The organism is Streptomyces sp. 549, assembly GCF_030124175.1.
GTDB lineage: Bacteria > Actinomycetota > Actinomycetes > Streptomycetales > Streptomycetaceae > Streptomyces.
In genome coordinates this window covers 106469-119164 of sequence record NZ_JASKMT010000002.1, presented here as the reverse complement: position 1 = coordinate 119164, position 12696 = coordinate 106469, and the positions used below count along the sequence as shown (strand labels likewise).

General features: G+C 75.8%; 10 protein-coding genes and 1 pseudogene. 4 read left to right on the top strand and 7 right to left on the bottom strand.

Annotated elements, in window-relative coordinates:
- Positions 1 to 9 precede the first annotated feature (9 nt).
- The 3 genes from QNO07_RS02635 to QNO07_RS02625 are packed head-to-tail and all read right to left on the bottom strand — an operon-like array spanning position 10 to position 3895.
- Positions 10 to 1926, bottom strand: coding sequence for an L-aspartate oxidase (locus tag QNO07_RS02635; RefSeq protein ID WP_283989735.1), 1917 nt, complete (start codon positions 1924 to 1926; stop codon positions 10 to 12).
- A complete protein-coding gene (panC, locus tag QNO07_RS02630; protein ID WP_283989734.1) occupies positions 1923 to 2987 on the bottom strand; it encodes a pantoate--beta-alanine ligase in 1065 nt (354 codons plus the stop codon). Before panC ends, QNO07_RS02635 begins: the two co-directional genes overlap by 4 nt.
- The gene (locus QNO07_RS02625; protein ID WP_283989733.1) at positions 2984 to 3895 is read right to left on the bottom strand and encodes a Rossmann-like and DUF2520 domain-containing protein; all 912 of its coding nucleotides are present in this window, start codon (positions 3893 to 3895) and stop codon (positions 2984 to 2986) included. Before QNO07_RS02625 ends, panC begins: the two co-directional genes overlap by 4 nt.
- 175 nt (positions 3896 to 4070) lie before the next feature.
- Here QNO07_RS02625 and QNO07_RS02620 point away from each other — a divergent pair, with 175 nt between their 5' ends.
- From QNO07_RS02620 to QNO07_RS02610, 3 genes are all read left to right on the top strand, one after another.
- Complete coding sequence (locus tag QNO07_RS02620; protein ID WP_283989732.1) at positions 4071 to 5330, top strand: threonine aldolase family protein; 1260 nt, start codon at positions 4071 to 4073, stop codon at positions 5328 to 5330.
- A 54-nt stretch (positions 5331 to 5384) separates the two neighbouring features.
- Positions 5385 to 6491 (top strand): DUF5937 family protein, encoded by a 1107-nt coding sequence (locus QNO07_RS02615; RefSeq protein WP_283989731.1) that lies wholly within the window; start codon positions 5385 to 5387, stop codon positions 6489 to 6491.
- 145 nt (positions 6492 to 6636) lie between these two features.
- A complete protein-coding gene (locus QNO07_RS02610; RefSeq protein WP_502961757.1) occupies positions 6637 to 7299 on the top strand; it encodes a maleylpyruvate isomerase family mycothiol-dependent enzyme in 663 nt (220 codons plus the stop codon).
- Between the two features lie 48 nt (positions 7300 to 7347).
- Here QNO07_RS02610 and QNO07_RS02605 read toward each other — a convergent pair whose 3' ends face one another.
- Both QNO07_RS02605 and QNO07_RS02600 read right to left on the bottom strand, forming a co-directional pair.
- Positions 7348 to 8031, bottom strand: a complete 684-nt coding sequence (locus QNO07_RS02605) for a response regulator (protein ID WP_283989730.1) — start codon at positions 8029 to 8031, stop codon at positions 7348 to 7350.
- A 157-nt stretch (positions 8032 to 8188) separates the two neighbouring features.
- Positions 8189 to 9409, bottom strand: a complete 1221-nt coding sequence (locus tag QNO07_RS02600) for a sensor histidine kinase (protein ID WP_283989729.1) — start codon at positions 9407 to 9409, stop codon at positions 8189 to 8191.
- Between the two features lie 141 nt (positions 9410 to 9550).
- On the opposite strand from QNO07_RS02600, the gene QNO07_RS02595 reads away from it, so the two are divergent.
- The gene (locus tag QNO07_RS02595; protein WP_283989728.1) at positions 9551 to 10549 is read left to right on the top strand and encodes an SAM-dependent methyltransferase; all 999 of its coding nucleotides are present in this window, start codon (positions 9551 to 9553) and stop codon (positions 10547 to 10549) included.
- 96 nt (positions 10550 to 10645) lie between these two features.
- On the opposite strand, the gene QNO07_RS02590 is transcribed toward QNO07_RS02595, so the two are convergent.
- Together QNO07_RS02590 and QNO07_RS02585 are read right to left on the bottom strand one after the other, a co-directional pair.
- The gene (locus QNO07_RS02590; protein ID WP_283989727.1) at positions 10646 to 12052 is read right to left on the bottom strand and encodes a PH domain-containing protein; all 1407 of its coding nucleotides are present in this window, start codon (positions 12050 to 12052) and stop codon (positions 10646 to 10648) included.
- Positions 12053 to 12054: 2 nt separating this feature from the next.
- Positions 12055 to 12549 (bottom strand): annotated as a pseudogene (locus tag QNO07_RS02585) (PH domain-containing protein); the annotation flags it as partial.
- Positions 12550 to 12696: the final 147 nt, after the last annotated feature.

Below are 12696 nucleotides of genomic sequence, written 5' to 3'. Positions count from 1 at the left end.
CGCGGGGCGTCACGGTGTCTCCTCGGGAACGGCGGGTGCGACCGGCGGGAAGCCGGTGGACTCGGTGGTGCGGAGGGTGAGGGCGGTGTCCGGCGGCGCGGTCGCGCCGGGGCTGCCGGTTTCGGGCAGCACCTCTGGCGGCGCTTCAACCAGCGCACCGGGCGGCGCTTCGGGCAGCGGCAGGGTGACGACGAGGTGGCGGCGCCAGACGGTGTCGTCCCGGTCGGGGTGGTCCTCGCGCCAGTGGCAGCCGCGGGTCTCCTCGCGGCGTTCGGCGGCGGCGACCAGCACCCGGGCGACGAGGTGCAGGTTGGTGGCCTCCCACGCCTCCACGCCGGGCTCCGCCGCCTTGCCCTGCCCATCACTGCTACTCGACCCACCACTGCTACTCGACCCGCCACCGCTGACCGACCCGTCGACGCTGCCCGACCCGGTGATGGTGCCGGCCACCGGGAGGGCGGCCAGGGCGGCGGCGGCCTCGGCCAGGCTGTGTGCGGACCGCAGCACGCCTGCGCCGCGCGTCATGATGCGCTGCACGGCGGCCCGCGCCTCGGGCGGCAGCAGCGGCACCCGCGGCTGCGTGCCGGGGTCGACGTGCTCCGGCGGGCCGGACGCCCGCCCGGAGGCGTGGGCGGCGTCATCGCCGGTATCGGCGGCGAACACGGCGCTGCCGTGTTCGGTGATGACGTCCTCGGCGATGCGCTCGGCGAAGACCAGGCCCTCAAGCAGCGAGTTCGACGCCAGCCGGTTCGCGCCGTGCACGCCTGTGCACGCCACCTCGCCGCACGCGTACAGCCCCGGCACGGTGGTGCGGCCACGCAGGTCGGTGCGCACACCGCCGGACGCGTAGTGCGCGGCGGGGGCGACGGGGATCGGGCGGGTCACCGGGTCGATGCCGTGCGCGCGGCACGCGGCGAGGATCGTCGGGAACCGCTCGGCCCACATCTTCGCGCCGAAGTGCCGTGCGTCGAGGTACATGTGCTCGGCGCCCTGCTCCTGGCAGCGCCGCATGATGCCCTTGGCGACGATGTCGCGCGGGGCGAGTTCGCCGAGTTCGTGCTGCCCGGCCATGAAGCGCACCCCGTCGGCGTCGACCAGGTGGGCGCCCTCGCCGCGGACCGCCTCGGAGATCAGCGGCTGCTGGCCCTCGGCGTCCGGGCCCAGGTAGAGGACCGTCGGGTGGAACTGCACGAACTCCAGGTCGCTGACCTCGGCACCGGCCCGCAGCGCCAGCGCCACGCCGTCACCGGTGGAGACGGCCGGGTTGGTGGTCGCGGAGAAGACCTGCCCCATGCCGCCGGTGGCGAGCACCACCGCGGACGCGCGCACCGCGCCGACCCCGTCGTGCTGGCCCTCGCCCATGACGTGCAGGGACACCCCGGCGGCACGGCCCAGGGCGTCCGTGAGCAGGTCGAGGACGAGCGCGTTCTCCACCGTCTCGATGCCACGTGCGTGCACGGCGGCGACCAGTGCCCGGGAGATCTCCGCCCCCGTCGCGTCGCCGCCGGCGTGCGCGATGCGGCGCCGGTGGTGGCCGCCCTCACGGGTGAGCGCGATGCGGTCGGTGCCGTCGGAGGTGTCGAAGACGGCGCCGGCCGCGATCAGCCGGCGGACCGCGTCGGGGCCCTCGGTGACGAGGGTGCGCACCGCCTCCTCGTCGCACAGCCCGGCCCCGGCGACCAGCGTGTCGTCGAGGTGCTGCTCGGGGGTGTCGCCGTCGCCGAGTGCGGCGGCTATGCCGCCCTGCGCCCAGCGGGTCGAGCCGTCGTCGAGCCGGGCCTTGGTGACGATGACGGTGCGCAGCCCGGCGGCGGCGCAGCGCAGCGCGGCGGTCAGACCGGCGACACCGGAGCCGACGACGACCACGTCGGCGTCGATCGCCCAGCTCGGGGCGGGCGCGTCCAGGCGTATGCCGGGGGGCTTCATGAGGCGGCTCCGAAGTGGAGTCGGACGTTGTCGATGAGGCGGGTGCCTCCGACGCGGGCGGCGACGGCGAGCAGCGCGTCGCCGCGGTGGTCCTCGCCGACGTCGGTGAAGTCGGCCGGGTCCACCAGCGCGAGGTAGTCGACGTCCAGGCCGGACGCGCCGGTCAGCACCTGCCGGGCGGCGGCGAGCGCCGCCGAGGGGCGCGCGGTGGCGCGGGAGAGCGCGTCGGCGTCGGCGGAGGCGCGCGGCTCGTGCAGCGCGGCGAGCGCCTCGGCCCGGCCGTGCGGGGCCGGGGAGACGGCGGCGCGGGCGGCGAGCGCGCGCTCGGCGGTGAGCCGGTCGCGGGCCGCGAACAGCGCCCGGGACAGGCCCAGCGCGACCTGCCGGTCGGCGGCCGAGAGGTAGCGGTTGCGGCTGGACAGCGCGAGCCCGTCCTCCTCCCGGACGGTCGGCACGCCGACCACCTCGACGGGGAAGTTGAGGTCGCCGGCCATGCGGGTGATGAGCGCCAGCTGCTGGGCGTCCTTCTCACCGAACAGCGCCACGTCCGGCGCGGTGAGGTGCAGCAGCTTGGCGACGACGGTGAGCATGCCGTCGAAGTGGCCGGGCCGGGCGGCGCCCTCCAGCCGCTCCCCCATGGGCCCGGCGCTGATCCGCACCTGCGGTTCGCCGCCGGGGTAGACCTCCTCGACCGCGGGCGCGAACACCGCGTCGGCACCGGCTGCGGCGGCCACGTCCAGGTCGGCGGTGAGGGTGCGGGGGTAGCGGTCGAGGTCCTCGCCCGCGCCGAACTGCAACGGGTTGACGAAGACGGTCACCACCACCTGCCCGGCGGCACCGACGCGGGCGCGGGCGGCCCGCACCAGGGCCGCGTGGCCGTCGTGCAGGGCGCCCATGGTCATCACCACCGCCCGGCGGCCCTCGCGGGGCAGCTCGCGCAGCTCGGCGGCGGTGTGCAGCGGCCGGAGCACCCCGGAGGCGGGCCCCGGCGCAGCGGCAGCCCCGGACACTGGTGCGTCGGCGGGGGCGGGAGGCTGGGGGGCCGTGCGGGGGGTGGTCATCGAGCGGCTCCGTCCGACAGGACGCCGAGCAGGTCCTCGGCGAGTTCCGGCTTCAGCAGGCCCCGGTCCAGCGCCCGGTCGGCGGTGGTCCTCGCCATCGCGACGTATCCGGCGACCGCGCCGGGTGCGTGCGCGCGCAGCTCGGCGATGTGCGCGGCGACCGTGCCGGCGTCCCCGCGGGCCACCGGGCCGGTCAGGGCCGCGTCGCCGGACCGCAGCGCGTTGTCCAGCGCGGCGCCGAGCAGCGGCCCCAGCATCCGGTCGGGCGCCCCCACCCCGGCGGTGCGCAGCAGGTCCATGGCCTGCGCGACCAGGGTGACCAGGTGGTTCGCGCCGAGCGCGAGCGCCGCGTGGTAGAGCGGGCGCGCCTCCTCGGCGATCCACTCCGGCTCGCCACCCATCTCGATCACCAGCGCCTCCGCGGCGAGCCGCAACTCCTCCGGCGCGGTGACGCCGAACGAGCAGCCCGCCAGGCGCGGCACGTCCACGTCGGTGCCGGAGAACGTCATCACCGGGTGCAGGGCGAGCGGCAGCGCCCCGGCCCGCAGCACCGGGTCCAGGACGGCGGTGCCGAAGCGGCCCGAGGTGTGCACGACGAGCTGGCCGGGGCGCACGGCGCCGGTGTCTGCCAGGCCCTGTGCCAGTTCGGGCAGCGCGTCGTCGGGCACGGTCAGCAGGACCAGCTCGGCGCGGGCCAGCACCTCGGCGGGCTCGACCAGGGGGACGCCGGGCAGCAGCGCGGCTGCGCGGCGCCGGGACGCGTCGGAGACGCCGGAGGCTGCGACGGGGCGGTGCCCGGCCTGCCGCAGTGCGGCGGCCAGCGCGGGGCCGACCCGGCCGGCGCCGACGACGCCCACGGTCAGGCGTGCGGGACGGTCCTCGACGCTTCCGGAGGAGTGTGCGTTCACGTGAACTCTGGCCTTCCGTTCCAGTCCGCGGGATCGGTACCGGACGATCCACGCCATGCTACGCGCCGCCCCGCGCCCCCCGCGCGGTCGTCCCACGCCCCGGCTCGGGTGCCCGCGCGGGCACCCGTGGGGCAACGGAAGGTGGCGGCGGGGCCGGGTGGGACAGGATGCCCCCATGACGGATGACAGCACCCGGGACACAGCTGATACAGCTGATACAGCGGACTCGGCTGACGCGGCGGACGCCTCGCCGACGCGGCAGCGGCAGCGGCGGCTGGCGGCCTGGAACGCCGCCGAACGCTCCCTCGCCGCGAACCTCGTGCAGCCGATGGCGGCCCAGCTGGCGCGACTGGCCGAGCAGGCGCCCGCCGCCCACGACCTGACCGCGTGGACCGACACCTACGGCGACGGCGCGGTGGCCGCGCTGGAGGAACGCACCGCCGACCTGCTCGGCAAGCCCGCCGCGCTGTGGTTCCCGACGGGCACGATGGCCCAGCAGGTGGCGCTGCGCTGCTGGGCGGGACGCACCGGCAACCCGACCGTGGCGCTGCACCCGATGTCACACCCCGAGCGCTGGGAGCGGCAGGCGCTGACCCGGGTCAGCGGGTTGCGCACGCTGCACGCGGGGGCCGGCCCGCAGCCGGTGGACGCCGCCGACGTCCGCGGCCTGGACGAGCCGTTCGGCGCGCTCATGCTGGAACTGCCGCTGCGTGACGCCGGGTTCGTGCTGCCGACCTGGGAGGAGCTGACCGCCGTCGTCGAGGCGGCCCGGGAGCGGGACGCGGTGGTCCACTTCGACGGCGCCCGGCTGTGGGAGAGCACGCGCCACCTCGGCCGGTCGCTGCCGGAGATCGCCGATCTCGCCGACAGCGTCTACGTGTCGTTCTACAAGTCGCTCGGCGGCCTGTCGGGGGCCGCGCTGGCCGGGCCGCGGGACTTCGTGGACGAGGCCGGGGCCTGGCGGCACCGCTACGGCGGGGACGTCTTCCAGCAGTGGCCGGCCGCGCTGGCGGCTCTGGCCGGGCTGGACCGGGAGCTGCCGCGCCTGCCGGAGTACGTGGCCCACGCGCAGGTGGTGGCCGGGGCGCTGGAGGAGGCGTTCACCGAGGCCGGGGTGCCTTGGTTCCGCGTCCACCCCGAGCAGCCGCACACCCACCAGTTCCAGGTGTGGCTGCCGTTCGGTGCGCGGGACCTGGACGAGGCGTCGGTCCGCCAGCCCGAGGAGACCGGCACGCTGCTGTTCCGGCGCTGGGAGGAGAGCGGCCCGCCGGGCACGGCGATGACGGAGTGCACGGTCGACGCCGCTGGCCTGCGGTGGTCGGCCCGGGACGTGCGGGACGCGGTCCACGACTTCCTGTCCCGCCTCCCCGGCGGCGGGAGGCCCCCGCACCCCGGGAGGACCCCTCACACCGAGCAGGCCGCACCGGCCGATTGACGAAGGCGCACAATCGGCTGCGGCTTCCGGTCCGGGCGGCGGCAGGATGGGCTCATGAGCGTCGTCATCGACATCACCGCGCTGCCCGCCGAGCGCCTCGTCTTCGCGCCGTCGCCGCTGGCGGAGCTGGGCGCGGCGCTGCACGCCCTGTCCGAGCCGGCGCACCACCCGGGGCTGCACAGCTGGACGACGTCCACCACCGCCGCGCTGAAGCCGGACCTCGCCGGGCGGCTGGCGGAGGCGGACTTCCTGTGGCGGTCGACCCGCTCGGACATCCTGCTGCCGCACGACGCCGTGCCCGCCGCCACGCTCGCCGAGGAGCTGGACGCGCTGGACCGGATGGACGACGAGCGCTTCGTGCAGGCGGCACTGGAGATCAACTGCTCCCCCGACTACAACGGCGGCCCGTCACCGCTGGCGGACGAGCACGCCCGCCGCCGGGCCCTGGAGCGGGCTGCCGCCCGCGGGCCGCGGCAACTGGAGTTCGCGCAGCACCTGCTGGAGGACCCGCCCACCCTGCGGGCCTGGATCCGGCGCCTGCTGGAGGACTGCGACCAGGCGTTCTTCGCCGACACCTGGCAGCGGGTACGGGCCCAACTCGCCGCCGACGCGCGGCACAAGACCGAGGTGCTCCAGCGCAAGGGCACGGCCGCCGCGCTGGCCGCCGTCTCCGCCGCAGTGACACTGGACGACGACGGCACCCGGCAGCACATCGTGGTGGACAAGCTGGCCACCGCCCGGACCACCGCCGTCGATCCGGCGGTCGGGCCGGGCGTCACGCTGGTCCCGACGGCGTTCGGCTGGCCGCATCTGGTGGTGCTGCACGCGCCGGGCAGGCGACCCGTCATCGAGTACCCGGTCGGCTCGCCCGAGCTGCGCGCCGGGCCGGAGTCGGTGCGGCTGATGGAACGGCGGCTGGAGGCGCTCGCCCACCCGGTGCGCATCCGGCTGTGCCGCAACCTGGCCCGCGCCCCCTACACGACCAGCGAACTCGCCGAGAACCTCGGCATCACCGCGCCCGAGGTGTCCAGGCACCTGAAGGTGCTGCGGGAGGCGGGGCTGCTCACCACCCGGCGGCAGGGCCGCTACGTCCAGCACCGCATGGACGTGCCGGTGGTGGCGCGGCTGGGCAGCGACCTGCTGGAGGCCGTACTGCGTTGAACCACCGGACCACTGCGCTGAACACCGGCTGATCCCGGCTGGACACCGGCTGATCCCAGGAGAACCCGCTGCTCGCGATGAGTTTCGCGGCGATCGTGAGTCTGTGCACCTGTGAGAGCAGCACCCCGATCGTCGAGGAGAAACGATGGCCATGGGAAGTCCGGAGCGCGGCACAGATGTCTGGCCGATCGTGCACGCGGAGCGTGCGGCACTGATCCACGACCTTGAGGGGCTGGCTGACGAGCAGTGGGAGCAGCCGTCGCTCTGCGAGGGGTGGACGGTCCGCGACGTCGCCGCCCACCTGGTCGATTCGGCTCGCACGACGCGTCTCGGTTTCGCGGTCGGCCTGGTGCGGGCACGGTTCGACTTCCACCGCCAGAACGCCCGGGGTGTGGCGCGCGAGCGCGGTGCCTCACCACAGGAGACGCTGGGGCGGCTGCGTCAGGTGGCCTCGCTGACGTCGACCCCTCCCGCGCCCCTCGACAGCCGGATCGTCGAGGAGGTCATCCACGGCGAGGACATCCGCCGCCCGCTGGGGCTCGCCCGCCCCTACCCCCGGGACGCCGTCGTCCGGGCGCTTCGCCTGCAGACGCGCACCCCGGCGTCCTTCGGCGGCGCCAAGGAACTCGTGGCCCCTCTGCGCCTCACGGCGACCGACGCCGACGTCTCGATCGGCGACGTCTCGATCGGCGGCGGCCGGGAGGTGACCGGGCCTGCGCTCTCACTGCTGCTCGCAGTCATGGGACGGCGCGAGGCGCTCAGCGAGCTGGACGGCCCGGGAGTCGGCGCGCTGGGGCAGCCGACCTGACGGGCCGCCCGAGGCCGCGGGCCGCGTCGGCCGGGCGGCGTCGGCCGGTCAGCGGGCGCCACCGGCCTGGACGAGGCCCGTCTCGTAGGCGAGCACGACGGCCTGCACCCGGTCGCGCAACTCCAGCTTGGTGAGGATGCGGCCCACGTGCGTCTTGACCGTGGCCTCCGACAGCACCAGGTGGGCGGCGATCTCGCCGTTGGACAGGCCCTGCGCGACGAGCAGCAGCACCTCGCGCTCCCGCTCGGTGAGCCGGGCGACCTCCTTGCTGACCGGTTTGGCGACGGCGGACGGCAGCAGCGGGGAGAAGCGGTCCAGCAGCCGCTTCGTCGTCGACGGGGCCACCACCGCGTCGCCGCTGTGGACCGAGCGGATCGCGGCCAGCAGCTCGTTCGGCGGGACGTCCTTCAGCATGAAGCCGCTCGCCCCGGCCTTCAGCGCGGCGAACGCGTACTCGTCCAGGTCGAAGGTGGTCAGGATCAGCACCTTCGGGTCCCCCGGGCCGCCCTCGCCGGCCTCGCAGATCCGGCGGGTCGCCTCCACGCCGTCCATGACGGGCATGCGGATGTCCATCAGCACCACGTCCACCGCGGTGGCCCGCAGCACCTCCATGGCCTGCGCGCCGTCCCCGGCCTCGGCGACGACCTCCATGTCGGGCTGGGCGGCCAGCACCATGCGGAATCCGGTGCGCAGCAGCGCCTGGTCGTCGACGAGCATTACGCGGACGGTCATCTCGGGGGTACCTCTCGCATCTGGTCACAAGGTCTCTGGTCGCAACCTGTCAGGTCGCACGGTGTCCGGGCACAGGGCGGCCGGGCACAGGGCGGCCGGGCACAGGGCGGCCGGGCACAGGGCGGCCGGGCCGGTCCGGCTGTTCCGGCCCGGGTACTCAGTCTGCGCCCTTCAGCGGCAGCTCGGCGGAGATCTGGAACCCGCCGCCGGGCCGGGGGCCGGTCCGCAGCGTGCCGCCGATCATGCCGACCCGCTCCCGCATGCCGATGAGGCCGTGGCCCTGGCCGTCGACGCCGCCCTCCTCGTACAGCTCCGCCTGCGAGCCCCGGCCGTCGTCCTCGGCGAGCAGCCGCAGCTCGCGGTCGCCGTAGTTCAGCCGGACCGTCGCCCCGGCGTCCGGGCCGCCGTGCTTGCGGGTGTTGGTCAGGGCCTCCTGCACGATCCGGTAGGCGGTCAGCTCCACCCCGCTGGGCAGCGGGCGGGGGGTGCCCTCGATGCGGAAGTCCACCGGCAGGCCGGCGCCGCGCACCTGGTCGACGAGGTCGGCCAGCTGCTCCACTCCGGGCTGCGGCACGTACTCGCCGCCCTGCGGGCCCTCGCCGCTGCGCAGCACGCCGAGCAGCCGCCGCATCTCGGCGAGCGCCTGGCGGCCGGTGCCGGAGATCGTCTCCAGCGCCTGCCGCGCCTGGTCGGGGGCGGTGTCCAGCACGTAGGCGGCGCCGTCCGCCTGGACCACCATCACGGACACGTTGTGCGCCACCACGTCGTGCAGCTCGCGGGCGATGCGCGCCCGTTCGGCGGCCACCGCCACCTTCGACTGGGCCTCCCGCTCCCGTTCCAGGCGGGCGGCCCGCTCCTCCAGCTGCGCGTAGTAGGCGCGGCGGGTGCGCAGCGAGTCGCCCAGCACCCAGGCCAGCAGGAAGCACAGGGTGAGGAAGACGACGCCGAAGACGTCGGTGACCACGTCCCCGGTGTGCTCAGGCACGAAGAACGCCACCGCGGCGATGCTGGGCGCCAGGAACGCGCCCACCAACGCGTAGCGCGAGGCCCAGCGGACGGTCCTGGTCGCCACGGTGAAGACGATGACCAGCATCGCGAAGTCGGGCACGATCGCGAAGACGCCCGTCAGGACCTGCACTACACCGGCGGCGGTCGCCAGCAGCAGCATGGCCTCGGGGTGGCGGCGGCGCAGCGCGACCACCGTGCACAGGGCGAGGGTGATGAACACCGAGCTGACGAGCTGCCCGCGGCCGCTCAGGGCCCCCTCCTCGAACTCCGCCACCAGAATCCACAGCGCGGAGAACATCAGCAGGACGAAGGCCCAGAAGCCGTCGACCCACGTGGGATGCGCGCGGAGAAACTCGTAGAGCCGGTTCACGTAACCCAGCGTAGGCAGGTGAAGTACGTGCAGGGGTCAACCGGACGATCGATCCGCGGGCGACCGGCATACTCCGCAAGGTGGAGACCAGGGGTGCGGGTGCGGAACCGGAACCCCTGCGGGGCTTCTAACGTGGCAGCCGTGACCGATGACTGGACCGGGTGGCGCGACGCCGCCCAGCACGCGCTCTACGGCCCCGACGGCTTCTTCGTGCGGGAGGCGCCCGGCGCGCACTTCCGCACCTCCGTGCACGCCTCCCCGCTGTACGCGGCGGCCGTCGCGGAACTGCTGCGGCGGGTGGACGAGGCGCTGGGGCGTCCCGCGGAACTGGCGTTCCTCGACGTGGGCGCCGGGCGCGGCGAGTTGACGTCGGCGGTGCTGGGCCTGGTGCCGCCGGACGTGGCGGCCCGGCTGCGGCCGGTCGCGGTCGAGCTGGCCGCCCGCCCGCCGGGCCTCGACCCGCGGATCGAGTGGCGCGCGGACGTGCCCGAGGGCCGGAGCGGGCTGCTGTTCGCCAACGAGTGGCTGGACAACGTGCCGTGCGAGGTGGCCGAGACCGACGGCCGCGGCGTGTGGCGGCGGGTCCTGGTGGAGCGGACGGACGGCGTGGAACGCCTCGGCGAGCGGGTGGACGGCGAGGACGCCCGCTGGCTGGAGCGGTGGTGGCCGCTGCCCGGCCGGCCCGAGCCGGGCCACCGCGCCGAGATCGGCCGCCCCCGCGACCTCGCCTGGCGGCGGGCCGCCGCCGCGCTGCGCGGCGGCCTGGCCGTCGCGGTGGACTACGCGCACTCCCGGGACGCCCGCCCCCCGTTCGGCACCCTCACCGGCTACCGGGACGGCCGGACGGTGCGTCCCGTCCCGGACGGCACCTCGGACCTGACGGCGCACGTGGCGCTGGACGCCTGCGCGGCGCCCGGCGCGACGCTGCTGACGCAGCGGGAGGCGCTGCGCGCGCTGGGCGTGGACGGCACCCGCCCGCCGCTGGCCCTGGCCGGGACCGACCCGGCCGGGTACCTGCGGGCGCTCGGACGCGCCGGGGAGGCGGCCGAGCTGACCGACCCGCACGGCCTGGGCGCGCACACCTGGCTGCTGGAACCCGTCGGCATCCCGCTGCTGCTCCCCTCCGACCCGCCCGCCTGAGGGGAGCAGCACCGCGCTCCCCGGCGGCGGGGCGCGATCCGCGGGGCCGCGCCCGATACACGGGGCGGCGGCACGTGCAGGCGCGGCCGGCGGAACTCAGGACGGCGTGGAGTGGCCCGGGGCGGCGGGTGCGTGACCCGCGTCGGTGGGCGGGGTGCCCGCAGCAGCGGACTCCGGGGCGGTGAGCGCCGGGGCGGTGAGCCAGCGTTCGGGGCCGGCGGTGCGGCGGCCGGTGCGGGAGCGCTCCGCCTGCGCGGTGACGATTTCCGACGCCTCGCCGGCCGTCCGCAGCCGGGCCGTCGTCGCACCGTTGGCGCCGTGGTCGACGTGCACGTCCGCCAGGCCGAGCCGCCGCATCCACGGGCCCTGCGTGCGGCGCACGCTCTGCACCTTGGCGTGCGGCACCAGCGTCATCTCGCGGCACAGCAGCCCCTGCCGGGTGACGAACACCGCGTCCGTCACCCCGTGCCGGTAGCCGCGCCACCACAGCGGCACCGCCCAGCGGGCCCGCCGGGACACCGGGGTCGCGGCGGCGGCGGCCTCGGCCAGGTCCACGCCCGGCAGCACCCTGGCCAGCACCTGCGCCGCGACGGCCCGCTCGGCGACCGGCAGCAGCAGACTGCCCGCGTCCCCGCCGGCCACGGACAGCTCCACCCGCACCCAGTCGCGGCTGCGCCACAGCCTCGGCTGGAGCACCCGCACCGCCTGCACCCGGCCCGGCGGCACGGTCGCGTGTTCGCGGTCGAGCAGGCCGTGGTCCAGCCGCAGGCCGTCGGGCGACTCGGCGACCTTCCAGTCGTACTCGTTGAGGTAGCGGCCGATCGTCGACATCCACACACCGCCGACCATCGGCACCGCCATGACCAGCGCCGCGCCCACGCTGCCGGTGACGGACCAGAGGAACACCGGGCCCAGCAGGATCGCGGCGAGCAGGCCCCAGCCGGAGCCCATCAGCAGCAGACCCACCGTCAGCATGCGCGGCGCGACGCGTACCAGTTCGCTCTCCGGTGCCTCCCCGGCGTCCGGTGCCGACTCGGGCGCTATGCCCGCCGCCCGCGCCAGCAACTCCGCGCGCAGCGCCACCGCTTCCGCCTCGCCGAGGAAGGCCAGTTCGTCCTTGGAGTTGGTCCCGACCACGTCCAGCTTGAGCTTCGCCACCCCGGCCACCCGGGCCAACATCGGACGCGTGATGTCGACGGCCTGGATGCGGTCAAGACGGATGTGCGCGACACGGCGGAACAGCAGGCCGGTGCGGATGCGCAGTTCGGTGTCGGTGACGCGGTAGCTCGTCACCCACCAGGACAGGAAGCCGTAGAGCGCGGCGACCGGCAGCAGCACCGCGAAGGCCACCAGCAGCCAGCCCAAGGTGAGCTGGGTGATCCACTCCCGGGTGCGGTTGAAGTCCTGCGCGGCGAAGACGGCGAAGCCGGCGATCGGCGCCCAGGCCCGCCGCCACGGCGTGATGGGATGCAGCCGGGTGCCCTCGGCGGGGTCCGCAACCATGCTCACAGCCCTGCCGAACGGGCCTCGCCCAGCTCGGTGAGCCGGTCGCGCAGGCGTTCCGCCTCGGCGGGCACCAGGCCTGGAATGGCCGCGTCGGTCGCCGCCGCCGCGGTGTGCAGCTGGAGGCGGGCCAGACCGTAGCGGCGCTCCAGCGGCCCCGAGGTGACCTCGACCAGCTGCATGCGGCCGTAGGGCACCACGGTCAGCTCGCGCCACAGCACACCGCGGCTGATCAGCAGGTCGTCGGCCCGCTCGGAGTACCGCCACGACCGCCAGTTGCGGGCCAGCGCGAACCAGCCCCACGTCGCCGGCACCAGCCACAGCAGCGGGAGCAGCCCCCAGGGCGGTCCGAGGACCAGCAGCAGCACCGCGGTGGGGACGCCGGCGAACAGCAGCGTCGTCCCCAGCAGCACCACCCGCCGCATGCGCAGCAGCGCCCGCTCGACGCCCCGCCACTCCCCCGCCGGGGCGTCGTGCCCGGCGGGAGCGGGGGCCGCCTCGGTGACGGGGGCCTCTTCGGGGGCCGGAACCGGCTCGGAGCCCGGGGCGGGGTCGGGGACATGGGCGTGGTCGGGGGGCGCGGGGCGGTCGGGGGGCGCGGCGCTGCCCGCCGTGGGCGCGGCGCCCGCCCCTGTGGCCGGACC